Raw genomic sequence first — 26678 nt, forward strand, 5'->3', positions numbered from 1 at the left:
GTGTGGCCTTATGGTGAAGTTCATCGCTGCGTTGCTCGGCGCGACCGCTGCCGGAGCATTTGTCGCCCCGAAGGCGCGCGCGCGACTGGCGCTGTCGCGCGCCAAACATCGCTCGCTCGGCGGCCATGTGCGGATGGCGAAGCGCATCGCCGGGCAGATACCGTTCTACAGCTATGGCGATCAGCGTTTCTTCACGGCGGACGGCGCCGATGAACAGGTGGGCGCGCGGCGCCGCGCGTCGTTCGATCGCCTGGCGATCCTGTATGCGGATCGCTTCCGCCAGACGCTGGCGCTGACCGCGACGGCGCGCGAGGGCCTCTCCGACCTCCAGTTCACCGGCCGTTATCGCGTACCGTTCCAGTTCAGCGAGCGCGTGCGGCGCAGCCTGGGATCCGGCGCATTCCTTGCGCGGTCGGAGGGGCCGTGGCTGATCGATCTGGATGGCAACCGCCTGATCGATCTGACCGGCTCCTATGGCGTCAACCTGCTCGGCAACGATGCATACAAGGCGATGATGCGCGAGGCGCTGGCGCTGGCCGAACCCCTCGGCGCGGTGCTCGGCTCCTATCACCCGGTGGTCGCCGACAATGTCGCGCGGCTGCGCGCGCTGTCGGGGCTGGAGGAGGTATCCTTCCACATGTCCGGCACCGAGGCGGTGATGCAGGCGGTGCGGCTGGCGCGCTATCACACGCGACGGCCCCGCCTGGTGCGGTTCGCCGGCGCCTATCACGGCTGGTGGGGCGAGGTTCAGCCGGGGATCGGCAACCCCGTCCCCGCCGATCGCACGCTCACGCTGGCCGACCTCTCCGAACAGTCGCTGCGCGTGCTGGCGCGGCGGCGCGACATCGCCTGTGTGCTGGTCAATCCGTTGCAGGCGCTGCACCCGAATGCCGCCGCGCCATCGGACGGGCAACTGATCGATTCCAGCCGCCGCGCGGGCACCGACCTCGATGCCTATGCCGCGTGGCTGCGCCGGCTCGCGGCGGTGTGCCGCGAGAACGGCATCGTGCTGATCCTCGACGAGGTGTTCCTCGGCTTCCGGCTTGCCCCCGGCAGCTTCGCGCGACGCCTCGGGATCCAGCCGGACATGATAACCTGGGGCAAATCGCTCGGCGGGGGGCTGCCGGTCGGGGTGCTCACCGGGCGCGCCGATCTGATGAAGCGCTGGCGCGACGATCGCCCGGTCGACATCTGCTTCGCGCGCGGCACGTTCAACGCGCATCCCTATGTGATGAGCGCGATGAACGCCTTTCTGCGGCGCATGGAAACGCCGGAGATCGTGGCGCTCTACGACGGGCTGGACGAACGCTGGGATGCCCGGGCGGCAAGGATGAACGAGGCGCTCGCCTTCGCCGGCCTGCCGGTGCGCGTCGCTCATCTCTCCAGCATCTGGACAATGTTCTACACGCGGCCGTCGCGTTACAACTGGATGCTGCAATATTATCTCCGCGCCGAAGGGCTGGCGCTCAGCTGGGTCGGCACGGGGCGGCTCATCTTCAGTTTCGACATCGACGACGCGCTGTTCGAAGAGATCGTGCAGCGCGTCGTCCGCGCAGGGCTCGCGATGCGCGGCGATGGCTGGTGGGACGGTCCCGAGGCGACCGACAGGGAGCTGCGGCGCGCGGTGCTGCGGGAAACGATCGCCAGGAGGCTCGGGCGCGCGGCCGGCTGAGCGATGGCTCACGCGGCCGCGTGCGGGTCTCCGCGCTCGCCCTTCAGCAAACGCTTCGGTGCCGAGCGATACAGCCGGAAGTCACTGAAAGGATCGGTGACGATCTTCGTTGCCCATACGAGGCCCGTTTCCAGATCACGCTGCACCCAGAGCTGAAGAACGCGCAGCACGATCGCGCCGATGCCCAGGAACAGCCAGCCAAAGCCGACATGCCGCAGGAAGCCGATGAAGCTTTCCGGCGTCGCCAGCAGGCCGAACAGTGACGGCTGGAGCCACAGCACGACCGGGATCGCCAGCCAGCTTGTCATCAACACCCATTTGCGGGCGAGATTATAGCCGATCTTCACCTCTTCCTTGTAATCGTGGCTCACGCCGTTCTCGTGATCGAAGCCTTTCGGCTCGAAAAAGAAATGGCCCGCCTGCCGGCTCGTCATCGCCACGCCCCAGGCAAGCAGGCTGGCCAGCGCCGCATCAACGAACAGCATGGCATAGGCGACCATGAAGGTGCAGGCGGAAACGAAGTGCAGGCTCTGGTTGACCAGGCTGTGGTGATAGAAGCGATGATCGTCCCAGCGCTGCTCGGCGAGTTGCGCGCGGAAACCGGCGTTGCCCTGTTCGTCCTCGAAACGCAGCTTGCGGATATTCGGCATCATGCAACCTCCCGTTTGGCGATCCGCACCAGCGAAAAATGACCGAACGGCGGGATCGGCCGGTTTTCGATCAGTTCGACATCGCGGCGCGTCGCGATCCAGTCCGTGTAGAGGCTGAAGGGGAATTGCGTGCGGAAGCCGAGCCGGCTGGTGATCGGCATCAGGCCCTTCTCGATCGCGCCCCGCATGCCATCCTCCGCGCTCACCCGCGTGGTGATGATGATCTCGCCGCCCGGGCGGCAGACCCGCGCGAACTCGTCCAGCGCGTGCATCGGATTGGGCACCGCGCTGACGACATATTGCGCCACCACCGCGTCATAGGATGCGGTGGCGATATCGAGCGCCTCGGCATCGCCGACCCGGATCGCCTCGATATTGCGCAGGCCGTACCGCTCCACGCGGTCGCGCGCCTTCGCCAGCATGTCCTCTGAAATGTCGATGCCGGTGATCCGGCTTCCGGCGCCATAGTGCGGCAGCGAGATGCCGGTGCCGACGCCCACCTCGAGGATGCGCGCGCCGACATGCTCCGCCGCCCGGATCGCGGCGAGGCGCCCCTGTCGAAAAACGGCGCCGAAAACGAGATCGTAGAATGGCGCCCAGCGATCGTAGGCGGTCGCTACGCCGTCGGTGGTCATTACAGCGGTCATATTGCGGCATACCCCTGGTCGGGACCGCCCCGGGCCCCGGTTCCACCACGCTTATGCTAAGCAACTATTGCAGCACCAAGACAGCGCGCACGGTTTCATCATGCGCACTCCCCAGTTCCGCGAACCGTCGACCGGATGCAGGTCGCGGGCGGGACCAGCGATCGCGCGCCCACGACCGCCCGGCAACGCGCCCGGCGCGACGCCGCCATCGCCGGGGTCGCCGCGCTGTGGCCCCGCGATCGGCCCGATCACCCTCGATCCGCAACTCGCCGAAGCTGGTGGCGCGATCTCGACGGGAATCGGGTTTCCATCGCGACAGAGGGCGCATGGACCATGTGACAGGATGAGCTTCCCCGCCCGGAGACTGTTGCGATCCGGCAAGATGCCATGCCGCCCGAAGCAAATATGGACGCTTGCGGCTTTTCCGTTTCTCCGTGATCGGGGGGGGGGCCGTTTCCGGGCAGGCTTAATCGCTCAAGGGTCCGCCAAATACTGTTCCCCTGCGCGCTCGTTCATCGACGTGGAGGCTGAACACATCCGGGCGTGAGTAGTGGCCCACGACGTCGAAATCATAGCGGGCGCGGATCAGCTCGGCGGTATCGATCGCAGCGGTGACGAGCCCGGTCTCGCGCTCGAACGGGCCTGCCAGCACCTCGCCCAGCGGACCCACGATCATGCTGCCGCCGCCGATCAGGGGCCGATCCGCGTCCCAGTGCTCGACGGCCGTGCCGAGATCGGCGGGCGATGGCTGGACCTGGCACGCGCTGATGACAAAGCAGCGGCCCTCGTGCGCGATGTGACGCATTGAGATGAGCCATATGTCACGTTCGTCCACCGTGGGCGCACACCAGATTTCGACGCCCTTGGCATACATTGCGGTGCGGAACAGCGGCATGTGGTTCTCCCAGCAGATCGCCGCCCCGAGCTTTCCCGCCGGGGTTTCCACCACCGGCATGGTCGAGCCGTCGCCCTGAGACCAGATCAGCCGTTCGGTGCCGGTGGGCATCAGCTTGCGGTGCTTTGCGACGATGCCGCCCTCCGCCGTGATGAAGACGGCGGTGCAGAACAGCGATGAACCCGCACGCTCGATCACGCCCAGGACCAGCGTGGCGCCGGTTCGCGCGCTCAGACCAGCCAGTTCGGCCAGCTCCGGGCCATCGATGTCGACCGCATTATCGTAATAGCGCGCGAAGGCCTCCCGCCCCTCCGGCATCCGGAAGCCGAGCCGCGTGCCGAACTGCTCGCCCTTGGGATAGCCGCCCAGCAACGCTTCCGGCATCACGACCAGCTGCGCGCCCGCCGCGGCGATGCGCTCCTCGAACGCGAGGATGTTGCGGAGGGTGGCGGCTTTGCCCGCGTAATCGGACCCGATCTGGAGGGCGGCGACAGTGACCTTGTTCATGAAAACCTTCTACTCGGCGGCCCCTGACCGGAGAAGCCTCGGGGGTTGGCGCGGATGCGTGGGCGGGCCCGGTCAGTGATGCAGCCACCAGCGGATGACGCCGGCGACCGCGCCCAACGAGAGGACGCTCGCCAGCCAGATGGCCAGCATCCAGCCTAGGCGACGCCACAGGGGGCCGGGGGCGGGGTTCGCCATCAATGGTAGCCGTCCTTGCCGCTTTTGCCGCGGAACACGTAATAGGCCCAGCCGGTGTAGGCGACGATCAGCGGCAGAATGAATACGACGCCGACCAGCATGAAGATCTGGCTCTTCTCGGGCGCGGCCGCGTCCCAGATCGTGAGTGCGCGGGGGACGATATAGGGGAACATGCTGATCCCCAGGCCGATGAAGCCCAACGCGAACAAGCCCAGGCTGACGATGAAGGGCAGGCGCTCGCGACCGCGACGAAGGCTCCAGAACAGCAGAAAGCCACACACGATCGTTGCGAGCGGCACCTGTGCGGTGAACAGCACCCCGGGCATCGCGAACCATCGCTGGTAATAGTCGATCGACAGGAACGGCGTGGCAAGGCTGACCGCCGCCATCGCCGTCAGCATGCCGATGGCGAAGCGTAGTGCCATGCGGCGCGCATGCTCCTGCGCCGAACCGTGGCACTTGCCCACCAGCCATGTCGCGCCCAGCAGGGCGTATCCGATCAGCAGCGCCGCCCCGGTCAACAGGCTGAAGGGCGAGAGCCAGTCGAGAAGGCCGCCGGCATAGGCACGCCCGGAAACCTTGATGCCCTGCAGGACAGCGCCGAGCATGATGCCCTGCGCCAACGTCGCCACAACCGAACCGATGGAGAAAGCCAAGTCCCAGAAGGCGCGGTGCCGCGGATCGCGCCAGCGATACTCGAACGCAACGCCGCGGAACACGAGGCCGAGCAGCATGGCGATAACGAGCGGGTAGGTCGCCGGGAGGATCACCGCATAGGCCAGTGGAAATGCCGCCATCAGCCCCCCGCCGCCCAGCACCAGCCAGGTCTCGTTTCCGTCCCATACCGGAGCGATCGAGTTCATCGCCTGATCTCGCTCGTCTCCGACGGCAAGCGTGGGGAAGAGTATGCCGATGCCGAGATCGAAGCCGTCCATGACGACGTAGGCGAAAATGGCGGCGGCGATGATGACCGCCCAGACCGTCGTGAGATCGGCGTTGTAGATCATCGCGCGTCCTTCGTGGCGAGCGCGGGAGCGGGCGTGATGCCGCTCGCGCGCTGAGGAATCGGAGCCGGTTCGCTCTCATGCGCTTCGGGCGGATTCGCCATCAGGCGGAGGAGATAGTAGGTGCCGGCGCCGAACACGATGAAGTAAACGATGACGAAGGTCAGCAGCGACGTCGCCACAGCTTCCGCCCGCAGCGGCGAATGCGACTGAGCGGTGAGAAGATGACCATAGACGGTGAAGGGCTGCCGGCCGACCTCCGTTGTCACCCAGCCCGCGATCACCGCAACGAAGCCAGCCGGGCCGAGCAGTATCGCGGCACGATGCAGCCACTGCCAATCGTAGAGCCTCCCCCGCGCGCGCGCCGTAAGGCTGAACAACCCCAGCCCGAGCATGGCCATGCCGAGTGCGACCATCACCCGGAAGGACCAGAACACGATCGGCACCGGCGGCCAGAGGCTACGCGGATAATCCGACAGGCCCGGCAGCGGGGCGTTCAGATCGTGCTTGAGGATGAGTGAGCCGAGTTTCGGCACCTCCACCTTGTATTTGATGCGGCCCTCGGCCTGGCTCGGGATACCGAACAGGATCAGCGGCGCACCGGCCGGGCTGCGATCGAAATCGCCTTCCATCGCCAGCACCTTTGGCGTCTGGTGTTCCAGGGTATTCAGCCCGTGGGCGTCGCCAGCGAGGATCTGCAGCGGTGCTGCGATCGTCACCATCCACATCGCCATCGAGAACATCTTGCGCGCGCCCGGATTTGCTCGATCGCGCAGGAGGTGGAACGCGCCCACCGCCCCTACCACCAGCGAGGTGGTGAGATAGGCCGCGAGCACCACATGGGTCAGCCGGTACGGGAAGCTCGGGTTGAAGATTATCGGCAGCCACGAGCCTGCCGGCACGAACTGTCCCTGCGCGTTGATCGCGAAGCCGGCAGGCGTCTGCATCCAGCTGTTGGTGCTGACGATCCAGGTGGCCGAGATGAAGGTGCCGAGCGCGACCATGCACGTCGAGAAGAAGTGGAGCCCGCGCCCCACCTTGTTGATGCCGAACAGCATTACGCCGAGGAAGCCGGCCTCGAGGAAGAAGGCTGTCAGCACTTCGTACGCCATCAACGGGCCGATCACCGGCCCGGCCTTGTCGGAGAAGACCGACCAGTTGGTGCCGAACTGGTACGACATGACGATCCCGGACACGACGCCCATCCCGAACGCCACCGCAAAAATCTTGAGCCAGTAACGGTAGAGGTTGGCGTAGACACCGCGCCCGGTCCGCAGCCACAGGCCCTCCAGCACCATCAGGAAGCTCGCCAGCCCGATCGAGAAGGCCGGAAAGATGAAGTGGAAGGAAACGGTGAACGCGAACTGCATGCGGGCGAGGAGGAGCGCTTGATCTCCCATGGCATAGTCCTATCGGTCGTGGAAAACCGCCTGGGCGGCGAGCGTTTGGGGGATGCCGCAGAAGCGGCGGGCGGGCATATCGCGGCGGAGCGCGTCATGGCGGACGGGGTGCAGGTCGATCGCGCCGGGGGTCATCCGGATCGCACGGGACTTCGGCGCAGGATCCATGACCGGCACGGCGAGCCGCCGGGGCGCCGCTTCCGGCGCAACGACCGCCCGGCAGGCGATGAAGGCGTCGATCCGGCTCACACGAGCGTCACCTTATGCACCGCGTCCGGCGCGATCAGCGCCGCGAGAAACCCCAACCCGCGCCGCAGGTCTTCGCGAGAGATCATCCCGCCGATCGACACGCGCAGCGCGGGGGCCGCGTCGCCACGCTGCACCGCGAAACTGTCTGACGGCACGACGGAAAGCCCCCGCGACCGCAGCGCACCCGCAATGTCGCCCGAAGACATTCCTGGATCGAGCGGCACCCAGAGGTGATAACCCTCCGGCTGGGCCCGGAAGCTGCCCGGGCGAAGCTCTTCCGTGGCGATGCCCTGCCGCGCGAGCGCCTCCTCGCGGACCGCGCCGGTCAGGGCGGCGAACCTGTCGCTGGCGACCCAATCGGCGACAATTGCGGCATTGAGCGGAGGGGCCATGACCGCCGTCTCGTATAAATCCGCTGCCAGGCGCCATGCCTTGCCGATGTCCGGCGCGGCGAGCCAGGCGACCCGCAAGCCGGGCGACAGGATCTTGGACACGCTGGAGATGTGCCAGGTCAGTTCGGGCGCGATCGCCGCCAGCGGCTCCAGCGGCTGCTCGCGCAGAAGGCCGTAAGCATCGTCCTCGATGAGGGCCAGGTCGTGCGCGCGGGCGACACGAGCGATGGCATGGCGCCGTTCCACGTCCATCGTCGTGGTCGTGGGATTGTCGTTGGTCGGCACGACATAGACGGCCCTGATCGGGCTGACATGGCAGGCGGCGTTCAGCGCGTCGGGATCAAGACCATGCTCGTCGGCCGCGACGGGCACGAGCTTCAACCCGTAGCGTCGCGCCAGCGCCAGCATGCCCGGATAGGCATAGCTACCGAGTGCCACGGCGTCTCCGGGTTGCAGAGCGGCGCTCACGACCGCGTGCAGCGCATGCTGCCCCCCTGCCGCGACAATGACGGTGTCGTCGCTACATGGGATGCCGCGCCGGGAAAGCACCTTTACGCCCGCCTCGCGCGCGAGCGTCAGCCCTCCGCTCGGCTGATACTGGAACGGAGCCGGGCCGTGATCTCCGCCGAGCAGACGTTCGGCCGAGCGGCGGAACGCGGCGGCGAGCTGGCCGCCGGGCGCCTCGGGCGGTGCGTTCATGCCGACATCGGCCGGTTCCGAATAGATGATCGCGGGTGCGTCGGATCGCGGAGCCCGCACGAAGCTGCCGCGCCGCCCGTCGCCCTCGACCAGTCCCAGCCGATGCGCCTCCCCGAACGCCCGCGTGACGGTGGTCAGATCGACGCCCAATGCCTTTGCCAGCACACGTTGCGTCGGGAGGCGCGCGCCCGCTTGCAGCACGCCCGCGTCGATGTCGCGCGTGAGCGCGGCGGCGATGGCGAGATACTTGGGCCCTTCCGCCCCCGCGATGTCGGGCTTCCACTGTTGCATCGGATCTCCTTGGCTAGCGACCGGCAACCGATTGTCGGACACGGCATGCCACATCAGCTATCGAAGGTATCGGCATTCTTGTCATGGCCCTGCAGCTGATTCCACAGCCCGCGAGTGCCATGTTCCTGGGCACGGTTGATGTATTGGGACGCCACGAGCCAGCCCTTGATCGGCCGGAGCGGGAGCAGACAGCCCGCGACCATGACCGGCACCGACGTGAACAGGTGCACCCACCAGGGCGGCTCGAAATGCACCTCGATCCATACGATGAGGAACGCGAGCGGAAACGCCACGATGCAAAGCGAGAAGAATGCCGGGCCATCGTCGGGGGCAGCAAACCGGTAATTCAGGCCGCAATGCTCGCAGCGATCGACCACCTTGAGCCACGACCGGAACATTCGGCCCTGCTCACAGCGGGGGCACAGGCCATTCCAGCCGAGCCTGATGATCCGCCTGAACGTTTCCGAGAAGAGCTGCGATGCCATCGTTTATGTCCGGGTTATGTATGGCATACATAGGATGATATGCATGGAATGTCGAGAGGTCTCTGCGGCACGATCAAGAATTTCGTTCCTGGCCCCGCTCCATCTGAAGGGATCTTCCAGACCGCCAGGACATCGCCGCTGCGCGCAGGTCGCCGCGATGGCGCCCCCCGGTGTCACGCCGGATATGCGGATGTTCGATTGCGCGGTAACCCCATCCGCGCGGGTCAAGCCATTGCCGACGACGCAAAGTCCGCTCCGCGAACCGCGCTGCCGGCGTCGATGCCTGAGTCGAAAAGTCGAGCGCCGTCCCGCCGGCATCGTCGCACGCGCAACACTGCGCGCGCCGCCGGAGGCACTTACCGCAAAGGTGGAGCGGGTGAAGGGAATCGAACCCTCGTCGTAAGCTTGGGAAGCTTCTGCTCTACCATTGAGCTACACCCGCATATCAACGACTTGGCGCTGATCTGACCGCTCGCGGGGCTCCGGCCTACAATCCCGGTTTACCGACCCGCGTGCGATCCGACGGCCGAGTGCCACATTCCCGGCTTGGTCGTCAACGTAGATCGTCCGGATCCGCCGGACCTCGCCGGGCGACCAGCCCATGATGTCGGCGATCTCCTCGTCGATCGGGTCGCTCGTGGTCATCCGTCGCGTGGTGAAGGTGCCGCGAATATCGCGACGGTCCTTGTTACGGATGCGGGGAGCATGCCCCCCATGGTAACTGCCGGGCTCAACGAGCGCGAGGAACATGCCGGATGCGATCGGCCGGCGTGTCACCGTAGATCGAATCCGACCGGTGAATGAAGCCGCCGAAAGCCATACGGACGCTTGGCGCGGGCCGGCGCCGCGCCAAACGAGGGCCTGAAAATGCGCCATTATTCCGAACCGCGAGAGGTAGGCCCATGACAGTGGGCCACAGATTGCCTATCCTTGATCTGATGATCGAAGGCCCGCCGATACGGGTCATGCAGCACCGGACCCGTCGCACCTGATGAACGCCGTCGAAATCGAAGAAGCCGTATCCGACCTGGTCCAAGAGCCGTTTGACGCCGCCGAATTCCCGTTCCAGTTCATCACCGCGTTCGGCGCCAGGAAGGCGACCGTCGACCGCCTGCGCGCGACGAAGAACGGCACCAACCAGTCCGATGTCGGCGGCGTCCTGCAGCGCAACAACATCCATATCGGCATCGCGCCCGCGGGGCAGGTCGGCGCGACGCTCGCCACCTTGCGCGCCAGCCCCAAGACCGCCAGCGCCAAGGCCAAGTTCATCCTCGCCACCGATGGCGAGACGGTGGAGGCCGAGGATCTGGTCGGCGGCGACGTCATCGCCTGTGCCTATGCCGATCTGCCGCGCCACTTCGCGACGTTCCTGCCGCTGGCGGGCATCTCGACGGTCAAGGAGATCAAGAACAACCCCATCGACGTCAAGGCGACCGGGCGGCTCAACAAGCTGTATGTCGAGCTGCTGAAGGACAATCCGGACTGGGCGACCGAGGAGCGTCGCCACGAGCTGAACCAGTTCATGGCGCGGCTGATCTTCTGCTTCTTCGCCGAGGATACCGGCATCTTCCGCGAGAACCAGTTCACCGCCACCATCACCCAGATGAGCCATGCCGGGCACGGCAGCGGCGACGAGCAATGGGGCAACACGCACGAGGTGCTGACCGAGCTGTTCCGCGCGATGGACACGCCGGTCACGCATGAGGGCAATCTCGACGATCGCTATCGCCGCGCGGCGGGCATCCGGCCCTATGCCGACGTCTTTCCCTATGTGAACGGCGGCCTGTTCACCGGCGCGACCGACTGCCCGCGCTTCAGCCGTACCGCTCGCGCCTATCTGTTGCGCGCCGGCGAGCTGGACTGGAAGGAGATCAACCCGGACATCTTCGGATCGATGATCCAGGCGGTCGCCGACGATGGCGAGCGCGGCGAGCTGGGCATGCACTATACCAGCGTGCCCAACATCCTGAAGGTGCTGAACCCGCTGTTCCTCGACGGCTTGCGCGAGCAGCTGGACGCGGCGGGTGACAGCCGCCAGAAGCTGCGCAACCTGCGGCGGCGGCTGGCGAACATCCGCGTGTTCGACCCTGCCTGCGGATCGGGCAATTTCTTGGTCATCGCGTACAAGGAGATGCGCGCGATCGAGGCGGTGATCGTCGAGCGGCTGGGCGGCGAGGCCAGCCTGAAGCTGGACGAGCGGCGCAGCGTCATCCCCCTGAGCAACTTCTACGGCATCGAGATCAAGGGCTTCGCCGCCGAGATCGCCCGCCTCGCGCTGCTGATCGCCGAGTTCCAGGCGGACTGCCTGTACCTTAGTCAGCAGGAAGCGCGCGCGATGGTGCTGCCGCTGCACAAGACGGGGCAGATTACGGTTGGGAATGCGTTGCGGTTGGATTGGCTGGAGGTTTGTTTGCCGGTGGCGGCAACGCTGGCGGAAGAGCATGACCTCGGCGGGCCAACAGGGCGGTTGTTGCTGGCCAGTAACGGGCTTGTCGATGCAGCAGAGGTGGAGACGTACATCTGCGGAAACCCGCCATATAAAGGTAGCAAGTGGCAGGATGAGCAGCAGAAGAGTGATTTGGCCGCTGCCTGGTCATCTTATCCGCAGCTCGCGAAAACCACTGACTATGTCACAGGATGGTTTGCAAAAGCGCAGGCTTATTTGCTGGTAGATCGGCGCGCACAGGCTGCGTTCGTGGCTACGAATAGCGTTGTGCAAGGGCAGCAAGCGGGAGATATGTGGGCACCGCTGTTCGCCAGTGGAATTGCAATATCCTTCGCACATCAGTCCTTTAAGTGGCAAAATCTTGCAGCTAACAACGCTGGGGTTACTGTCGTTGTCATAGGCATGGCTTCACACTGGACCGCCGATTGCCGCCTATTTGACGGATCACAGGTTCGATATGTTGCCAAGATTGGCTGCTTCCTCGTTCCTAATCAGACAGCCATAGTCGTTGGTGAATCAAGCTCGATCTCCGGCCTTCAGAATATGGTCTTTGGGAACATGCCCCGAGATGGGGGCAACCTCATCTTGGATCGTGACGAAGTCGAGCGGCTCCCGAAAGCGGGCAAGCGCTTTGTTCGGCCGTACATAGGATCGCAAGAACTCATCGACGGTGCCGCGCGTTATTGCTTGTGGATTGAGGACTGGGAAGCAGATGAGGCAGCTTCGATTGATGCTATACGCGATCGGTTGGACAGCGTGTCGCGCGAGCGGGCGTTAAGTAAAGCCGAATCCACACGAAAATTCGCTTCGGCCCCTCATCGATTTGTGCAGCGAGCAGGCGCTGCAACATACAGAACTATTGCCGTGCCTGGCGTTTCTTCAGAAAATCGACCATACCTTCCGTGTGACCTATTGGGCCACGGTGCGATCATATCAAATAAAAATTTCGGCCTGTTTGACGCACCACTTTGGAACATGGCCCTAATCGCCTCTCGCTTACATTGGGTGTGGATAGGCACTGTTTGTGTCCGCATGCGCACCGATTTCTCCTACTCCAACACCCTCGGCTGGAACACCTTCCCCGTCCCGAAACTCACTGAACAGGACAAGGCCGACCTCACCCGCACCGCCGAGAACATCCTGCTCGCGCGCGAGGCGCATTTCCCCGCGACCATCGCCGATCTCTACGATCCCGAGGCGATGCCGGACGACCTGCGTCGCGCGCATGACGAAAATGACGAGGTGCTGGAGCGCATCTATATCGGCCGCCGCTTCCGCAACGATACCGAACGGCTGGAAAAGCTGTTCGACCTCTACACGAAGATGACGGCGAACCAGCCGAAACCGAAGAAGGGCAAGAAAGCCGCTAACTGATGCAAATGCTGTTCATCGATGAGTCCGGCACACCGCCCCCGGTCGATAAGGTCGCGGGATCGCCCTTGTTCGTGCTTGGCGGCATTATCATCCCGGATCGGTTTTGGCATCAGGTGAAGGCGGATCTCGATCTAGCCAAGCGGGATTTTGGTGTGGGGGGGGGAGATCAAATGGCGCTTCTTCGCTCCACATCATAAAAAGGCGCATTCGATTAGCCATCTCGACGGTGCGCACAAGGAAACCCTGCGCAGCCGGCTGTTCGCCATCATCCGCAAGTACAAGTCGATCAAGACGATGGCGGTGATCGTGGATAGCGAGGCAGCGTACCGGCTCCCCTACATCACCGGGCCTGATGACCTCTACTGGTATGCGTACAAGTCGATGACCGAGCGTTTCCAATATTATCTGCAGGACATCACTCGGATTGCAGGCCAGCCAATCAACGGGATCATCGTCTGCGATCACCGCGGCCCCGACGATGATCGTCGCCTCCAGGAACTCCATGCCCGATTGCCCGAGGGGCATCACGACGCCCACTCCAATTACAAAAATCTGGTGGAGGGCCTGTTCATCGCCCCCTCACACCTCAGCGTGGGCGTGCAGTTTGCGGACATGGTGGCGGGGGCGGTATTGCGTAGCCGGAAATCGGCCGACAACCGTTTCCTCGCGCAGATAGAGACCACGCTCCGCAAATCCGAAGCTGGGCAGATCCAAGGCTATGGCCTGATCGATTTTCCGAAGAGAGGGGGGTGACGCCGTGTCGAGGTTGCCCTCAATCCTGCAGAACGACGCAGTCACGGCGCGAGTGCGATATAGGCGTGTCGGCCGTGCAATTCAACGGTAGACGCATCTCATGACCAGCAACACCATCCCCGCCGTCCGCCTCGTCACCGGCCAGACCGGCGCCTCGTCCAGCGCCAACGAGCTCGGCATGCGGCCGATGCAGGCACGCGCCTATGCGCATCGGGGCGAACAGTATCTGCTGATCAAGTCGCCGCCCGCCTCCGGCAAGTCCCGCGCGCTGATGTTCGTCGCGCTCGACAAGCTGCACAACCAGGGCGTGAAACAGGCGATTATCGTCGTGCCGGAGCGCTCGATCGGCGGCAGCTTCGCCGACGAGCCGCTGTCGGCGCACGGCTTCTGGGCCGACTGGACGGTGAAGCCGCACTGGAACCTGTGCAACACGCCCGGCGCCGACGACGTGAAGGTGGCCAGGTCGAAAGTGAAGGCGGTCGGCGAATTCCTGGCCAGCGATGACACGGTGCTGGTCTGCACCCACGCCACCTTCCGCTTCGCGATCGACGAACTGGGGATCGCGGCGTTCGACGGCCGGCTGATCGCGGTGGACGAGTTCCACCACGTCTCGGCCAACCCGGAGAACCGGCTGGGCGCGCAGCTGGGCCAGCTGATCGCGCGCGACAAGGCCCATCTGGTCGCGATGACCGGCAGCTATTTCCGCGGCGATGCGGTCGCGGTGCTGTCGGCGGAGGACGAGGCCAAGTTCACCACCGTCACCTATACCTATTACGAGCAGCTCAATGGCTATCGCTACCTGAAGACGCTCGACATCGCGTACAGCTTCTACACCGGGCGCTATGTCGACAAGATCAACACGTTGCTCGATCCGGCCGTCAAGACGATCGTTCATATCCCCAGCGTCAACAGCCGCGAGAGCACCAAGGACAAGCATCGCGAGGTCGAGGAGATCATGGATCATCTCGGCACGTGGAAGGGCACCGATGCGCAAACCGGCTTCCACCTGATCGAAACGGCGGCGGGCGCGACGATCAGGGTCGCCGATCTGGTCGACGACGATCCCGCCAAGCGCGACCGCGTGGCGGCGGCCTTGAAAAGCCCGGAGGCGCGCAGCGACCGCGACCATGTCGACGTCATCATCGCGCTGGGCATGGCGAAGGAAGGGTTCGACTGGATCTGGTGCGAACACGCCCTGACCGTCGGTTACCGCTCCAGCCTGACCGAGATCATCCAGATCATCGGCCGCGCCACTCGCGACGCGCCGGGCAAGACGGTCGCGCGCTTCACCAACCTGATCGCCGAACCCGCCGCCGCCGATGACGTGGTGGCCGAGGCGGTCAACGACACGCTGAAGGCGATCGCCGCCAGCCTGCTGATGGAGCAGGTGCTGGCCCCGCGCTTCGAGTTCACGCCGAAGGACGCCGGGGAGAAGCCGGGCTTCGACTATGGTCCCGATGGTTATCAGGAAGGCCGCACCAATGTCGGCTTCAACGAGGAGCGCGGCCAGTTCCACTTCGAGTTGAAGGACCTGCTGCTGCCCAGCTCGACCGAGGGCAGGCGCATCTGCGCCGAGGACATCAACGAGGTCATCACCAGCTTCATCCAGGACAAGCAGGCGATCGAACGCGGCCTGTTCGACCCCGAGGTGGTCCCGGAGGAACTGACCCAGGTCCGAATGGGCAAGATCGTCCGCGACCGCTATCCCGACCTCAGCGAAACCGACCAGGAGGCGATCCGGCAGCACGCGATCGCCGCGCTCAACATCACCCAGCAGGCGGCGAAGATCGTCACCGAGACAGCGACCGACGACGGTACAGGCGAGCTGAAGGCAAACACCTCGTTCGTCGATGGCGTGCGCAAGTTCATGAACGTGCGCGAGCTCGACATCGACCTGATCGACCGGATCAACCCGTTCGAGGCCGCCTGTGCGATCCTCGCCAAGGCGATGAACGAGGGCACGCTGCGCCAGGTGCAGGCGGCGATCTCGGCACGCAAGACCACGCTGACCGAGGACGAGGCTCGTGCCTTCGCGATCCGCGCGGTCCAGTGGAAGCGCGAACGCGGCCGCGCGCCCGAGGCCACGTCGCAGGATCCGTGGGAGCGCCAGCTGGCGGAGGGCGTCGCCGCCTTCGCCCGCTTCCGCGCGAAAGCCCAGGCCGCGGGGGCTGCGGCCAATGGCTGACATGACCGACGACGATATCCTTGCCGAACTCGGCGTCGACCTCACGCCCAAGAAGGTCCGTGCCCGCACGCCGCGCGAGGAACGGATCATCGCCGGGTTCGAGGATATCGTCCGCTTCCGTGACGAACACGGGCGTATCCCACAACATGGCGAGGGCCGCGATATCTTCGAGCGGCTCTATGCCGTGCGCCTCGACCGGCTCCGCGCGCAGGCGGACTGCCGCGAGTTGCTGGCGGCCGTGGACGCGCACGGGCTATTGGACGGCGCGACCGATACCGACGCAATCGACGATCTGGACGACACCGCGCTGCTGGCCGAGTTAGGTATCGACCAAGCGACGAACGACATAACTCAACTTCGTAACGTCCGTTCGAACGCCGACCGGAAGGCCGCCGAGGAGGTCGCCAGCGCCAAGCGCTGCGAGAACTTCGCGACCTTCAAGCCGCTGTTCGATCACGTGCAGGCGGATCTTGAGGCAGGCGTCCGGACGACCCGGCCGTTCGTGCGTGACCTCGGCATGTCGAAGGCCGACATCAAGCAGGGCGAGTTCTTCATCGTCGGCGGGCAGGTCGCCTATGTCGCGAGTATGGGCGAGCCGATCGAGGCGCCCAATGGAGAGACAGACGCTCGCCTGCGCGTCGTCTATTCCAACGGCACCGAGAGCGACCTGCTGCTCCGCTCGCTTCAGCGCGCACTCTACAAGGACGAGGGCGGCCGCCGCATCACCGAACCGACCGTCGGGCCGCTATTCGACGCGGCAGCGCCGGCCGAGGCGGAGCCCGAAATGCTGCCAACCGGCACGCTCTACGTCCTGCGCAGCCGCTCGACCCACTCGACGATCGCCGCACATCGTGATCTGATCCACAAGATCGGCATCACCGGCGGATCGGTCGAGGCTCGGGTCGCCGGTGCTGCGGATGACGCGACCTATCTGCTCGCCGAGGTCGATGTCGTGGCGACGTACAAGCTCTATGACGTTCACCGCACCCGCCTTGAGGCGCTTATTCATCGCGTGCTGAACAAGGTCCGGTTCGAAGCCGAAATCCCCGACCGGTTCGGCAAGCCGGTGCGCCCGCGCGAATGGTTCCTTGTGCCGCTGCCGATCATCGACGAGATCGTCGCGCGCATCGCGGACGGGACGTTGGCGGGGATGATCTATGATCCCCAGTCCGTCGCTCTAATCCCGGCGAAATGATGCAGCTGGCCGATCTAGGGGTGCCAAAATCGGCTTGCAGGCCCCTTGCCAGGTTCTTGATTTCACCGCGTGAGATCTAAGCCGGTTTACAGCAGAAACGGCAGTTTTTCGCCCCTTCCTGGGAAGCTTCCGCTCAGCCATTGAGCTACACCCCCCACGCGCTGATCGAGCGTCGCTTTCGTCATAACCGACAGCGCGGGGCCAATTTGCCCAAACCCATCCCGCGTTTTGATCCGCATCAAGCCGCGGTTTGATACCGCGCAATGCGCCTCGCGCCCGGCGCGCCGATATCACGGTCATCACGGCGCGCGCGACCAGGCAGGCCGCGCCGCCCTGCTTCGCTAGGGAGACACGTGATGAAGAACATTCTGTTGCTGGTCCATGACGACGCGGGGCAGGAGGCGCGCTTTCAGGCCGCGCTCGATCTGACCCGCGCACTCGACGGACACCTTGATTGTCTTGACGCCATGCCGATGCCCGTCGTCGTCGGCCCGGCGGGCGGCGAAGGCGTGGCAGTGCTGGTGGAGGCCGAACGGGCGCAGGAGGCGGCCAACCGGAGCCGGCTCGAGCCGCGCCTGAAGGCGGAGGGGGTGAGCTGGAACTGGGTGGAGGCGCTGGGCTATCTGCCGACCTGCCTGATCGATGCGGCGCGAACGGCGGACGTGATCGTGCTCAACCGGCGGCTGGACCGGCCAGATCCCACAGACATGCGCTATTTCGCCAGCAACGTGCTCTCGCATACCCGCGCGCTGGTCGTCGCGGTGAGCGACAGTGCCGACGGCTTCGACGCGGCCGGAACTGCGCTGATCGCATGGGACGGTTCGGCCCGCGCGATGGCGACGGTGCAGCGCGCGGTGCCGCTGCTGGCGCTCGCCGGGGAGGTTCGGATCATCCAGGTCGGCCAGATCAGCGAGGAGGCGATCCCGCTGGAGGACGTTGCCACCTATCTGTCGCGGCATGGCATCCACGCCGGCGTGGCCACGGTGGCGGACGAGGGCAGCATCGCGGTGACGATCCGGCTGGCGGCGGAAAAGTTCGGCGCGCGCTATCTGGTGATGGGCGCCTATAGCCATCATCCGCTCCGCGAGGCGCTGTTCGGCGGTGTGACCCGCGCGATGCTGTCCGCGTGCAGCCTGCCGATGGTGCTGGGGCACTAGGCGCCGGGCGCCGGTGCCGGCTATGCGGCGACCGCGCCCTGCGCGGCGAACCACGGCGCGAGGCGGCGCAGCGCCTCCTCCACCCGATCGGTCGACACCGCGAAGCTGATGCGCATGAAGCGGTGGCCGTCGACCGGATCGAAATCGACGCCCGGCGCGGTGGCGACGCCCGTGTCGAGCAACAGGCGCATGCAGAAATCCATGCTGTCGTCGGTCAGGTGGCCGATATCGGCGTAGATGTAGAAAGCGCCATCCGGCGGCGCGATGCTGCGCAGCCCGAGCGCCGGCAGCGCTTCGAGCAGCAGGCCGCGGTTGCGGGCATAGGCGCTGACGTGGCGCTCCAGCTCCTCGCGCTCGTCGAACGCGACGAGCCCGGCGTGCTGCGCCAGCGACGGCGGGGTCAGGAACAGATTGCCCATCCGCGCCCGCGCCGCGTCGATCAGCGCGGGCGGCACCACCAGCCAGCCGAGCCGCCAGCCGGCCATGCTGAAATACTTTGAGAAGCTGTTGACGATCAGCGCGTCGGGCTCGTCCTGCAATACCGATCGCGCGGGGCCGACATAGCTCAGGCCGTGGTAGATTTCGTCCGACACGATACGGATGCCGCGTGCGCGGCAGGTCGCGACGATCGCCGCCATCTCGCCGGGCGCGATGATCGTGCCGGTCGGGTTGGCGGGGCTGGCGAGGATCAGCCCGTGCGGCGCGGGATCGAGCCGCTCGATCGCGGCAGCGGTGATCTGAAACCGCTCCGCTTCGCCGCACGCGATTTCGACCGGATCGAGATGCAGCGCCTTCACCGTGTTGCGATACGCGACATAGCCCGGGCGCGCGAACGCCACCCGGTCCCCCGGCGCGAACAGGCAGGAGAGCGCCAGCACGAACGCCGGCGATGCGCCACAGGTGAGGATCACCTGTTCGGGATCGATCGCCACGCCATGGCTTTCGGCATAGTGGCGCGCGATCCGCGCCTTCAGCGCGCCACTCTCCCAGTAACCCATGCCATCGGTATCGAGCACCTGATGGGCCGCCGCGATCGCGGCCCTCGGCGCGCCGGTGGATGGCTGGCCGAACTCCATGTGGATCACCGAACGCCCCTCGGCCGCCAGGCGATGGGCGGCGCGGCTGATGGCGATGGCGTGAAACGGATCGATATGCGCGGACATATGGGATCGCTTACCCGGGTTGGCGCGGGAAACAAACGGGTCAGGCGGACGGGCGCGCGCGCTCCAGATAGGCGTCCAGCCGTGTCGCGGCGCCGGGCGGCGCGTGAAGCCCGATCTTGCTGCGCCGCCAGAGCACGTCATCCGCCGTGCGCGCCCATTCCCGCGCCACGAGATAATCCACCTCGCGCGCGGTGAGGCCGCCGCCGAAATCCTCGCCGAGATCGCGGGCCGTCGCCGCATCGCCCAGCACGGCATCGATCCGCGTGCCATAGGCGCGGGCAAGCCGCCGCAGGAGCGCCGCGGGCAGGCCCGGCCGCGCTTGCTCCACCCCGGCGAGAAACCCCTCGAAATCGCGATCCGGCATGTCGCCTCCCGGCAACGGCGCTCCGGCTGTCCACGCCCGTTCGCCGCGTGGCAGGTACGGGGCGAGCTGCGTCATCGCATGCTCGGCCAGCTTGCGATAGGTGGTGATCTTGCCGCCGAAGATGCTGAGCATCGGCGCCCTGCCCTCGCCGGCGTCAAGATCGAGGACATAATCACGCGTCACGGCGGAGGCGTTGCCCGCCTTGTCGTCATAGAGCGGGCGGATGCCGGCATAGCTCCACACGATATCGCGGTCGGTCAGCCGATGCGGGAAATAGGCGTTGGCGGTGTCGAGCAGATAGCGCGTTTCGTCCGCGCTGATCTCGGCATGGCCGGGCGCGCCTTGCCACGGCTCGTCCGTGGTGCCGATCAGCGTGAACGTACCTTCATAGGGCAAGGTGAAGACGATCCGGCGATCGGCGTTCTGAAGCATGAAGGCGTGATCGCCCTCGTACAGCCGCGGGACGACGATGTGGCTCCCCTTGATGAGCCGCACGCCGCGATCGACCCGCGCATCGGGCACGCGCCCCAGCACGTCCGCCACCCACGGGCCGGCGGCGTTGACCAGGATCCGCGCGCGCACGCTCGTCTCGCCATGCGCGTCGGCGATCGTCGCGCGCCAGCATTCACCCTCGCGCCGCGCGGCGATCAGCCGCGTGCGGGTGCGGATATCCGCCCCGCGATCCGCCGCATCGCGCACGTTGAGCACCACCAGCCGGCTGTCATCGACGCGGCAATCGGAATAGACGAATGCCGTCCCGCGCGGGTCGGCGAGCCCCGCGCCATATGGGCTGCGATCCAGCCGGATAGTTTCGGTGCCCGCCAGCTTCTTCCGCCCGCCGAGGTGATCGTAGATGAACAGCCCCAGCCGGACCATCCATGCCGGGCGCGGCGAATGCGTCTGCGGCAATACGAAGCGCGCGGGCCAGATGATATGCGGCGCCATCCCCCACAGCCGCTCGCGCTCGATCAGCGCCTCGCGCACCAGCCGGAACTCGCCATATTCCAGATATCGCAGGCCGCCGTGGATCAGCTTGGTCGAGGCGGACGAGGTGTGGCTCGCCAGATCGTCCTGCTCCACCAGCAGCACGGAAAGTCCGCGCCCGGCGGCATCGCGCGCGATCCCCGCGCCATTCACGCCGCCCCCCACGATCAGCAGATCGAAATCCTCACGCATCGGCAAAGGCTAGCATGCGTTGACCTGAATCGGGAAATGCTCGAGCGTCCACGAACAGGCAAAGCGGAGAGAGTGGGTGGGGAAAACGCATATCCTTGCGATCGACCAGGGCACCACCTCCACTCGCAGCGTCGTTTTCGATCGCAACGCCCATCGAATAGCTACCGCGCAGGTCGAGTTCGCGCAGCATTATCCCGTGGCCGGCTGGGTCGAGCATGATCCGGAGGACATCTGGCGCGACACGCTCGCCACCGCGCGGGAGGCGATGGCGAAAAGCGGCGTCGGCGCGGCGGGCATCGCCGCGATCGGCATCACCAATCAGCGCGAGACCACGCTGGTGTGGGAACGCGCCACCGGCACGCCGATCCACCACGCGATCGTGTGGCAGGATCGCCGCACGGTGGAGCGTTGCCAGCAGTTGAAGGCCGACGGCGCCGAGCGCGGCGTGCGTGCGCGCACGGGTCTGCTGGTGGATCCCTATTTCTCCGCCACCAAGATCGGCTGGATACTCGATAACGTCGCGGGCGCGCGCGACCGCGCCGAGCGCGGCGAGCTGGCCTTCGGCACGATCGACTGCTTCCTGTTGTGGCGGCTGACCGGCGGGAAGGTGCACGCGACGGACGTCACCAACGCATCGCGCACCTCGCTGTGGAACATCCATGAAGGGCGCTGGGACGAGGAGATGTGCCGCCTGTTCGATGTGCCGCGCGCGCTGCTGCCCGAGGTGCACGACAATGCCCATATCTATGGCACAACCGCGCCCGGCCTGTTCGACGCGGAAATTCCGGTAGCCGGCATCGCGGGGGATCAGCAGGCCGCGCTCTTCGGCCAGACCTGCTTCACGCGCGGCAGCGCCAAGGCGACCTACGGCACCGGCTGCTTCATGCTGCTCAATACCGGGGAGGAAGCGATTCTCTCCGAGCATCGGCTGCTCACCACACCCGCCTATCGCATCGACGGCCGCACCACATATGCGCTGGAGGGATCGATCTTCGTCGCGGGTGCGGCGATCAAATGGCTGCGCGACGGGATCGGCGTCATCACCCACGCCAGCGACACCGATGACATGGCGACCCGGCTGGCGGACAATGGCGGGGTCTATATGGTCCCCGCGTTCGTGGGGCTGGGCGCGCCGCATTGGGATCCGGCGGCGCGCGGCGCGATCCATGGGCTGACGCTCGGCTCCACGCAGGCGCATCTGGCGCGTGCCGCGCTGGAGGCGGTCGCCTATCAGACGCTCGATCTGGTGACGACGATGGTGGAGGACGGCAGCGCGCGGCCGGCGATGCTGCGCGTCGATGGCGGGATGGCCGCGAACGACTGGCTGTGCCAGTTCCTCGCCGATCTGCTCGAAGTGCCGGTCGAGCGCCCCGACGATCTGGAAACAACCGCGCGCGGCGCCGCTTTCCACGCCGGGCTTGCCGTGGGGCTATGGTCGGGGCTGGAGGAGATCGCCGCGCTCTGGTCGCGCGAGGCTAGCTTCGCGCCGTTGATGACGGCGGCGGCCCGGGCGCCGCTGATCGCCGGCTGGCATGATGCGCTGCGGCGGACGCTGCTCAGGTGATCACATCCGGCGCGGTCCGCCCCGTATGGCGGGCGATGCCGGCGATCTCCTCCGCCGCCGCGACGAGTTCGGCGAGCATGTCCTGCGTCGCGGCGTCGAGCGTTCCATCCGCCGGCTCATAGCGTTCCAGATAGACGCGCAAGGTGGCGCCGCTGGTGCCAGTGCCCGACAGCCGAAAAACCACGCGGCTGCCGCCGTCGAACAACACCCGCACGCCCTGTTGCGCGCTCGTCGAGCCATCTACCGGATCGTGGTAGGCGAAATCGTCCGCGGCCGCGACGCGAAGGGCGCCGATCGCCCGGCCCGGCAGGTCGCCGAGCGCACTGCGCAGCGCTGTCATCAGCGCGTCGGCCTGCGCGGTTTCGATGCCCTCATAATCGTGCCGCGCGTAATAATTGCGCCCGAAACGCGCCCAGTGCTCGCGCGCGATCTCCGCCACCGATTTGCCAGTGGCTGCTATTATATTGAGCCACAACAAAACCGCCCACAACCCATCCTTCTCGCGGACGTGGTCGGACCCGGTGCCCGCGCTTTCCTCCCCGCAGATCGTCGCCATCCCGGCATCGAGCAAATTCCCGAAGAATTTCCAGCCGGTCGGCGTTTCGAACGCGGGAATGCCCAAAGTCTCGGCAACGCGATCCGCCGCTGCGCTCGTCGGCATAGAGCGCGCCACGCCCCTGAGCCCAGCCCGATAGCCAGGCGCGAGATGCGCGTTCGCCGCAAGCATCGCCAGGCTGTCCGACGGGGTAATGAACATGCCGCGGCCGATGATGAGGTTGCGATCACCGTCACCGTCGGAGGCCGCGCCGAAATCAGCCGCACCCGGAGCCATCATCGCGTCGTAAAGCGCGCGGGCGTGTACGAGGTTGGGATCCGGATGATGCCCGCCGAAATCCTCCAGCGGCGTGCCGTTCATCACGGTGCCCGGCGCGAAGCCTAGCCGCCTTTCGAGCAACTCGATCGCATATGGCCCGGTGACCGCGCTCATCGCATCGAACTTCATCGTCAGCGCGGCGGCACGAATCGCGGGGAAATCGAACAATGTCTCCATCAGATCGGCGTAATCGGCGACGGGATCGACGACCTCGAGCGCCATCCCCGCAACGCTCGAGACACCCGGCGCATCAATGTCGACAGCGGTAGTGCGAACGATACGAAACGCATCGATCGCCTTCGTGCGCGCGAAGATCGCATCGGTGATTTTCTCGGGCGCCGGGCCACCATTGGCGACATTGTACTTTATGCCGAAATCCGCGTCCGGGCCGCCGGGATTGTGGCTGGCCGACAGGATCAGCCCGCCGATCGCCCCGCGCTTGCGGATCAGATGCGACGCGGCCGGGGTGGAGAGAATGCCGCCCTGCCCAACCACGACGCGATCGAAGCCGTTGGCCGCCGCCATGCGGATGGCTGTGCCGATAACCTCGCGATTGAGGAACCGCCCGTCCCCGCCGATCACCAGCGTGGCGCCCTGCTTGTCCTGAACAACGTCGAAGACCGACTGAATGAAATTCTCGGCATAATGCGGCTGCCGAAAAATGCGCACTTTCTTGCGCAGGCCTGAGGTGCCCGGCTTTTGATCCGGATAGGGTGTGGTGGCGATGGTCTCGATCATCGCGCCATCAAGCACGCGCCCTTGCACCGGGCAAGCGCCTCAGATGTCAGACGGTAAAGCTCTCTCCGCAGCCGCACGCGCCCTTGGCATTGGGGTTATTGAAGACGAAGCCGGCGGTGAAATCATCCTCTACCCAGTCCATCGTCGAGCCGATCAGATAGAGGATCGACCCGCCATCGACATAGAGCGTTCCGCCCGTCGTCTCGATCTTCTCGTCGAACGGCTTCGCCTCGGTGACGTAATCGACCGAATAGGCAAGGCCCGAGCAGCCACGGCGCGGGGTGGAGAGCTTGACGCCGATCGCCCCATCCGGCGCCTTCGCCATCAGATCGGCGATGCGCGCCTCCGCGCCGGCGGTCAGTATCAGCGCGGCTGGACGGGCACGGGCCTTTACGTCCGTCATCACAACATCCCCAGTTCGAGCCGCGCCTCGTCGGACATCTTGGCCGGATCCCACGGCGGATCCCAGACGAGATTCACGTCGGTGAACGCAACGCCGGGCACCGCCGAAACCCGCATCTCAACCTCTCCGGGCATCGATTCGGCGACCGGGCAATGCGGCGTGGTCAGCGTCATCGTCACGACGGCGTGGCCATCATCGCCAACCTCGACGCCATAGATCAGCCCGAGATCGTAGATATTCACCGGGATCTCGGGATCGTAGATTTCCTTCAGCGCGTCGATCACCGCTTCGTACAGCGCCCCGCCCGGCGCGCCGGCGGCATCCGTTTGCGGCTGCTGCGCTAGAAAACCGGAGAGATAGTCGCGCTTGCGCTCGAACGTGTCGCGCGCATCCTCCACCCGCGCCTTGGGCGGGGCAGGCACAGCCTCTACTTCTTCGATGCGGATCGGGTCGCTCATCCGAAAATCCTCGTCACTCGCTCGATACCGTTCACCAGCGCGTCGATATCAGCCGAATTGTTATACACGCCGAAGCTGGCGCGCGCGGTCGCCTCGACGCCAAGCACATCCATCAGCGGTTGCGCGCAATGGTGGCCGGCGCGGATCGCCACGCCCGCCTCGTCCAATATGGTGCCGACATCGTGCGGGTGCACCCCGACGACCTCGAAAGAGACAATCCCGGCCGAATCATCCGGCCCGAACAGCCGCACCGAATTGAGCGTGGAAAGCCGTTCGCGTGCATTCGCCACCAGCGCGGTTTCGTGCGCGTGGATGCGATCGAGGCCGATTCCCGCTGCGTAGTCGATCGCCGCGTGAAGCCCGATCACGCCGACGATATGGGGCGTCCCGGCCTCGAACCGGGTCGGCGGCGGGGCATAGGTGGTGCGCGCGAACGTCACGCGATCGATCATCGATCCGCCGCCCTGGTAGGGCGGCATCGTATCCAGCAGCTCCGCGCGCGCCCACAGCACGCCGATCCCGGTGGGGCCATAAAGCTTGTGACCGGAAAACACGTAGAAGTCGCACCCGAGCGCGGAGACATCCACTGCCATGCGCGGCACAGCCTGGCATCCGTCGACAAGCAGCTTCGCGCCGACGCCGTGCGCCAGGTCAGCCGCGCGCCGCACGTCGAGCACCGAGCCCAGCACGTTCGAAACATGCGCCAGCGCGACCAGCTTGTGCTCCGGCCGCAGCATCGCCGCCATCGCGTCCAGATCGATGCAATGATCGGCGGTAAGCGGGATCACGTCGATCGCCGCGCCGACGCGCTCGGCTACCATCTGCCACGGCACGATGTTCGAATGATGCTCAAGCTGGCTCAGCAGGATGCGGTCACCGGCCTTGAGCTGCGTTCCGGCCCAGCATTGCGCGACAAGATTGATCCCCTCCGTCGCGCCGCGCACGAACACGCATTCGTCGGGCTTGCCGCCGATGAACTGCGCCACGCGCCGCCGCGCCGCCTCATATGCAAGCGTCATGTCGGCAGAGCGCTGATAGACACCGCGATGCACCGTGGCATAGGTTTCGCCATAGGCACGCGCGATCGCATCGATCACCGGGCGCGGCTTCTGCGCGGTGGCGGCCGTATCCAGATATGCCCACCCGGCCGGGATCGCGGGGAAATCCGCAAGCACATCGAGCGCACGTTCGGCGGTGGCGATGCTCACAGCGCCGCCTCCAGCCACGCATCGGCATCCGCCTCGAACGCCTCGCGAATCCCCTCATGACCGATCCGGGCGATCGCATCGGCGACGAAGGCGCGCGTCATCAGCGCTTCCGCCCGCGCCGGCGGAATGCCCCGGCTTTCGAGGTAGAACAGCGCGCGACGATCCAGCTCACCCACCGTCGCGCCATGCGCGCATTTCACGTCGTCAGCGAAAATCTCCAGCTCCGGCTTGAGGTTCACCGTGGCGGTGCGATCGAGCAAAAGGCCGCGCAGGCTCTGCTCCCCGTCGGTCTTCTGCGCGTGACGCGCCACTTCGACGCGGGCGGCAAGGCTGGCCTGCGAGCGATCGGCGGCTACTGCGCGCCATGTCTGATTGCTGGTGCCGTCCGGGGCGGCATGATGCACCGCGACGGCGCATTCCTGCTTCTGCTCGTTCCGCGTCAGCAGTGCGCCGCCATAATCGACATGCGCGCCCTCACCAGCGAGCCGCAACTCGGCGTCGATGCGGCTCGCTGGTGAGGGCGCGCATGTCGAT

The 26678-nt window shown here is 65.9% G+C and carries 25 protein-coding genes and 1 tRNA gene; 8 read left to right on the forward strand and 18 right to left on the reverse strand.

Going from position 1 to position 26678, the window contains the following annotated elements:
• Positions 1-13: 13 nt before the first annotated feature.
• A complete protein-coding gene (locus FFS35_RS11485) occupies positions 14-1672 on the forward strand; it encodes an aminotransferase class III-fold pyridoxal phosphate-dependent enzyme (RefSeq protein ID WP_249341586.1) in 1659 nt (552 codons plus the stop codon).
• 8 nt (positions 1673-1680) lie between these two features.
• Here FFS35_RS11485 and FFS35_RS11490 read toward each other — a convergent pair whose 3' ends face one another.
• The 11 genes from FFS35_RS11490 to FFS35_RS11540 form a co-directional block, all read right to left on the reverse strand.
• Positions 1681-2325 carry a hypothetical protein gene (locus FFS35_RS11490; RefSeq protein ID WP_249341587.1) on the reverse strand — a complete coding sequence of 215 codons (645 nt, stop codon included), beginning with the start codon at positions 2323-2325 and terminating at the stop codon, positions 1681-1683.
• Positions 2322-2957 carry a methyltransferase domain-containing protein gene (locus FFS35_RS11495; RefSeq protein WP_249341588.1) on the reverse strand — a complete coding sequence of 212 codons (636 nt, stop codon included), beginning with the start codon at positions 2955-2957 and terminating at the stop codon, positions 2322-2324. The genes FFS35_RS11490 and FFS35_RS11495 overlap by 4 nt, the downstream gene beginning before the upstream one ends.
• A gap of 478 nt (positions 2958-3435) precedes the next feature.
• A complete protein-coding gene (locus tag FFS35_RS11500; RefSeq protein WP_137787226.1) occupies positions 3436-4371 on the reverse strand; it encodes a carbon-nitrogen hydrolase family protein in 936 nt (311 codons plus the stop codon).
• Between the two features lie 72 nt (positions 4372-4443).
• Positions 4444-4566, reverse strand: a complete 123-nt coding sequence (locus FFS35_RS11505) for a DUF2474 domain-containing protein (protein ID WP_137787227.1) — start codon at positions 4564-4566, stop codon at positions 4444-4446.
• Entirely contained in the window at positions 4566-5573 is a 1008-nt protein-coding gene (gene cydB / locus FFS35_RS11510) for a cytochrome d ubiquinol oxidase subunit II (protein WP_171007602.1), read from the reverse strand. Before cydB ends, FFS35_RS11505 begins: the two co-directional genes overlap by 1 nt.
• Complete coding sequence (locus FFS35_RS11515; protein WP_137787228.1) at positions 5570-6970, reverse strand: cytochrome ubiquinol oxidase subunit I; 1401 nt, start codon at positions 6968-6970, stop codon at positions 5570-5572. The genes cydB and FFS35_RS11515 overlap by 4 nt, the downstream gene beginning before the upstream one ends.
• A 9-nt stretch (positions 6971-6979) precedes the next feature.
• Positions 6980-7219, reverse strand: coding sequence for a hypothetical protein (locus FFS35_RS11520; RefSeq protein WP_137787229.1), 240 nt, complete (start codon positions 7217-7219; stop codon positions 6980-6982).
• The gene (locus FFS35_RS11525) at positions 7216-8601 is read right to left on the reverse strand and encodes a PLP-dependent aminotransferase family protein (RefSeq protein WP_137787230.1); all 1386 of its coding nucleotides are present in this window, start codon (positions 8599-8601) and stop codon (positions 7216-7218) included. Before FFS35_RS11525 ends, FFS35_RS11520 begins: the two co-directional genes overlap by 4 nt.
• Before the next feature lie 53 nt (positions 8602-8654).
• On the reverse strand, positions 8655-9086 hold the full coding sequence (locus FFS35_RS11530) for a DUF983 domain-containing protein (protein WP_137787231.1): 432 nt from the start codon (positions 9084-9086) through the stop codon (positions 8655-8657).
• A gap of 368 nt (positions 9087-9454) precedes the next feature.
• A tRNA-Gly gene (locus FFS35_RS11535) sits at positions 9455-9528 on the reverse strand.
• Positions 9519-9836 (reverse strand): hypothetical protein, encoded by a 318-nt coding sequence (locus tag FFS35_RS11540; protein WP_137787232.1) that lies wholly within the window; start codon positions 9834-9836, stop codon positions 9519-9521. The genes FFS35_RS11535 and FFS35_RS11540 overlap by 10 nt, the downstream gene beginning before the upstream one ends.
• Before the next feature lie 241 nt (positions 9837-10077).
• Here FFS35_RS11540 and FFS35_RS11545 point away from each other — a divergent pair, with 241 nt between their 5' ends.
• The 6 genes from FFS35_RS11545 (at position 10078) to FFS35_RS11570 (ending at position 18196) form a co-directional block, all read left to right on the forward strand.
• Complete coding sequence (locus FFS35_RS11545) at positions 10078-12906, forward strand: DNA methyltransferase (protein WP_137787233.1); 2829 nt, start codon at positions 10078-10080, stop codon at positions 12904-12906.
• A complete protein-coding gene (locus tag FFS35_RS11550; RefSeq protein ID WP_137787234.1) occupies positions 12906-13103 on the forward strand; it encodes a DUF3800 domain-containing protein in 198 nt (65 codons plus the stop codon). The genes FFS35_RS11545 and FFS35_RS11550 overlap by 1 nt, the downstream gene beginning before the upstream one ends.
• Positions 13057-13659 (forward strand): DUF3800 domain-containing protein, encoded by a 603-nt coding sequence (locus FFS35_RS11555; protein WP_171007603.1) that lies wholly within the window; start codon positions 13057-13059, stop codon positions 13657-13659. The genes FFS35_RS11550 and FFS35_RS11555 overlap by 47 nt, the downstream gene beginning before the upstream one ends.
• A gap of 100 nt (positions 13660-13759) precedes the next feature.
• Complete coding sequence (locus tag FFS35_RS11560; RefSeq protein ID WP_137787236.1) at positions 13760-15844, forward strand: DEAD/DEAH box helicase; 2085 nt, start codon at positions 13760-13762, stop codon at positions 15842-15844.
• On the forward strand, positions 15837-17039 hold the full coding sequence (locus tag FFS35_RS11565; RefSeq protein ID WP_137787237.1) for a GIY-YIG nuclease family protein: 1203 nt from the start codon (positions 15837-15839) through the stop codon (positions 17037-17039). Before FFS35_RS11560 ends, FFS35_RS11565 begins: the two co-directional genes overlap by 8 nt.
• Positions 17040-17395: 356 nt before the next feature.
• Positions 17396-18196, forward strand: coding sequence for a universal stress protein (locus FFS35_RS11570; protein WP_137787238.1), 801 nt, complete (start codon positions 17396-17398; stop codon positions 18194-18196).
• A 20-nt stretch (positions 18197-18216) separates the two neighbouring features.
• Here the strand turns inward: FFS35_RS11570 and FFS35_RS11575 are convergent, their stop codons facing one another.
• Positions 18217-19359 carry an aminotransferase class I/II-fold pyridoxal phosphate-dependent enzyme gene (locus tag FFS35_RS11575; protein ID WP_137787239.1) on the reverse strand — a complete coding sequence of 381 codons (1143 nt, stop codon included), beginning with the start codon at positions 19357-19359 and terminating at the stop codon, positions 18217-18219.
• 40 nt (positions 19360-19399) lie between these two features.
• Entirely contained in the window at positions 19400-20899 is a 1500-nt protein-coding gene (locus FFS35_RS11580; RefSeq protein ID WP_137787240.1) for a glycerol-3-phosphate dehydrogenase, read from the reverse strand.
• Between the two features lie 76 nt (positions 20900-20975).
• Here FFS35_RS11580 and glpK point away from each other — a divergent pair, with 76 nt between their 5' ends.
• Positions 20976-22463 (forward strand): glycerol kinase GlpK, encoded by a 1488-nt coding sequence (glpK, locus tag FFS35_RS11585; RefSeq protein ID WP_137787241.1) that lies wholly within the window; start codon positions 20976-20978, stop codon positions 22461-22463.
• Here glpK and FFS35_RS11590 read toward each other — a convergent pair.
• From FFS35_RS11590 to FFS35_RS11610, 5 genes are all read right to left on the reverse strand, one after another.
• Entirely contained in the window at positions 22456-24075 is a 1620-nt protein-coding gene (locus FFS35_RS11590; RefSeq protein WP_137787242.1) for an alpha-D-glucose phosphate-specific phosphoglucomutase, read from the reverse strand. The genes glpK and FFS35_RS11590 overlap by 8 nt on opposite strands.
• Positions 24076-24121: 46 nt before the next feature.
• Positions 24122-24478, reverse strand: a complete 357-nt coding sequence (locus tag FFS35_RS11595) for an iron-sulfur cluster assembly accessory protein (RefSeq protein ID WP_137787243.1) — start codon at positions 24476-24478, stop codon at positions 24122-24124.
• Positions 24478-24936 (reverse strand): SUF system Fe-S cluster assembly protein, encoded by a 459-nt coding sequence (locus FFS35_RS11600; protein WP_137787244.1) that lies wholly within the window; start codon positions 24934-24936, stop codon positions 24478-24480. The genes FFS35_RS11595 and FFS35_RS11600 overlap by 1 nt, the downstream gene beginning before the upstream one ends.
• Complete coding sequence (locus tag FFS35_RS11605) at positions 24933-26144, reverse strand: cysteine desulfurase (protein ID WP_137787245.1); 1212 nt, start codon at positions 26142-26144, stop codon at positions 24933-24935. The genes FFS35_RS11600 and FFS35_RS11605 overlap by 4 nt, the downstream gene beginning before the upstream one ends.
• The coding region (locus FFS35_RS11610; protein WP_171007604.1) for a SufD family Fe-S cluster assembly protein at positions 26141-26678 on the reverse strand (538 nt) is incomplete at its 5' end. The genes FFS35_RS11610 and FFS35_RS11605, both read right to left, overlap by 4 nt.

The organism is Sphingomonas sp. 3P27F8 (genome assembly GCF_005502745.1).
In the GTDB taxonomy this organism is placed as follows: Bacteria; Pseudomonadota; Alphaproteobacteria; order Sphingomonadales; family Sphingomonadaceae; genus Sphingomonas.

Coding starts and splice junctions, on each gene's coding strand:
- FFS35_RS11490 (WP_249341587.1), bottom strand. CDS start 2,325: ATGATGCCGAATATCCGCAAGCTGCGTTTCGAGGACGAACAGGGCAAC.
- FFS35_RS11590 (WP_137787242.1), bottom strand. CDS start 24,075: ATGATCGAGACCATCGCCACCACACCCTATCCGGATCAAAAGCCGGGC.
- FFS35_RS11530 (WP_137787231.1), bottom strand. CDS start 9,086: ATGGCATCGCAGCTCTTCTCGGAAACGTTCAGGCGGATCATCAGGCTC.
- FFS35_RS11540 (WP_137787232.1), bottom strand. CDS start 9,836: ATGTTCCTCGCGCTCGTTGAGCCCGGCAGTTACCATGGGGGGCATGCT.
- cydB (WP_171007602.1), bottom strand. CDS start 5,573: ATGATCTACAACGCCGATCTCACGACGGTCTGGGCGGTCATCATCGCC.
- FFS35_RS11560 (WP_137787236.1), top strand. CDS start 13,760: ATGACCAGCAACACCATCCCCGCCGTCCGCCTCGTCACCGGCCAGACC.
- FFS35_RS11565 (WP_137787237.1), top strand. CDS start 15,837: ATGGCTGACATGACCGACGACGATATCCTTGCCGAACTCGGCGTCGAC.
- FFS35_RS11580 (WP_137787240.1), bottom strand. CDS start 20,899: ATGCGTGAGGATTTCGATCTGCTGATCGTGGGGGGCGGCGTGAATGGC.
- FFS35_RS11505 (WP_137787227.1), bottom strand. CDS start 4,566: ATGGCGAACCCCGCCCCCGGCCCCCTGTGGCGTCGCCTAGGCTGGATG.
- FFS35_RS11575 (WP_137787239.1), bottom strand. CDS start 19,359: ATGTCCGCGCATATCGATCCGTTTCACGCCATCGCCATCAGCCGCGCC.
- FFS35_RS11570 (WP_137787238.1), top strand. CDS start 17,396: ATGAAGAACATTCTGTTGCTGGTCCATGACGACGCGGGGCAGGAGGCG.
- FFS35_RS11595 (WP_137787243.1), bottom strand. CDS start 24,478: ATGACGGACGTAAAGGCCCGTGCCCGTCCAGCCGCGCTGATACTGACC.
- FFS35_RS11515 (WP_137787228.1), bottom strand. CDS start 6,970: ATGGGAGATCAAGCGCTCCTCCTCGCCCGCATGCAGTTCGCGTTCACC.
- FFS35_RS11600 (WP_137787244.1), bottom strand. CDS start 24,936: ATGAGCGACCCGATCCGCATCGAAGAAGTAGAGGCTGTGCCTGCCCCG.
- FFS35_RS11500 (WP_137787226.1), bottom strand. CDS start 4,371: ATGAACAAGGTCACTGTCGCCGCCCTCCAGATCGGGTCCGATTACGCG.
- FFS35_RS11495 (WP_249341588.1), bottom strand. CDS start 2,957: ATGACCACCGACGGCGTAGCGACCGCCTACGATCGCTGGGCGCCATTC.
- FFS35_RS11545 (WP_137787233.1), top strand. CDS start 10,078: ATGAACGCCGTCGAAATCGAAGAAGCCGTATCCGACCTGGTCCAAGAG.
- FFS35_RS11550 (WP_137787234.1), top strand. CDS start 12,906: ATGCAAATGCTGTTCATCGATGAGTCCGGCACACCGCCCCCGGTCGAT.
- FFS35_RS11525 (WP_137787230.1), bottom strand. CDS start 8,601: ATGCAACAGTGGAAGCCCGACATCGCGGGGGCGGAAGGGCCCAAGTAT.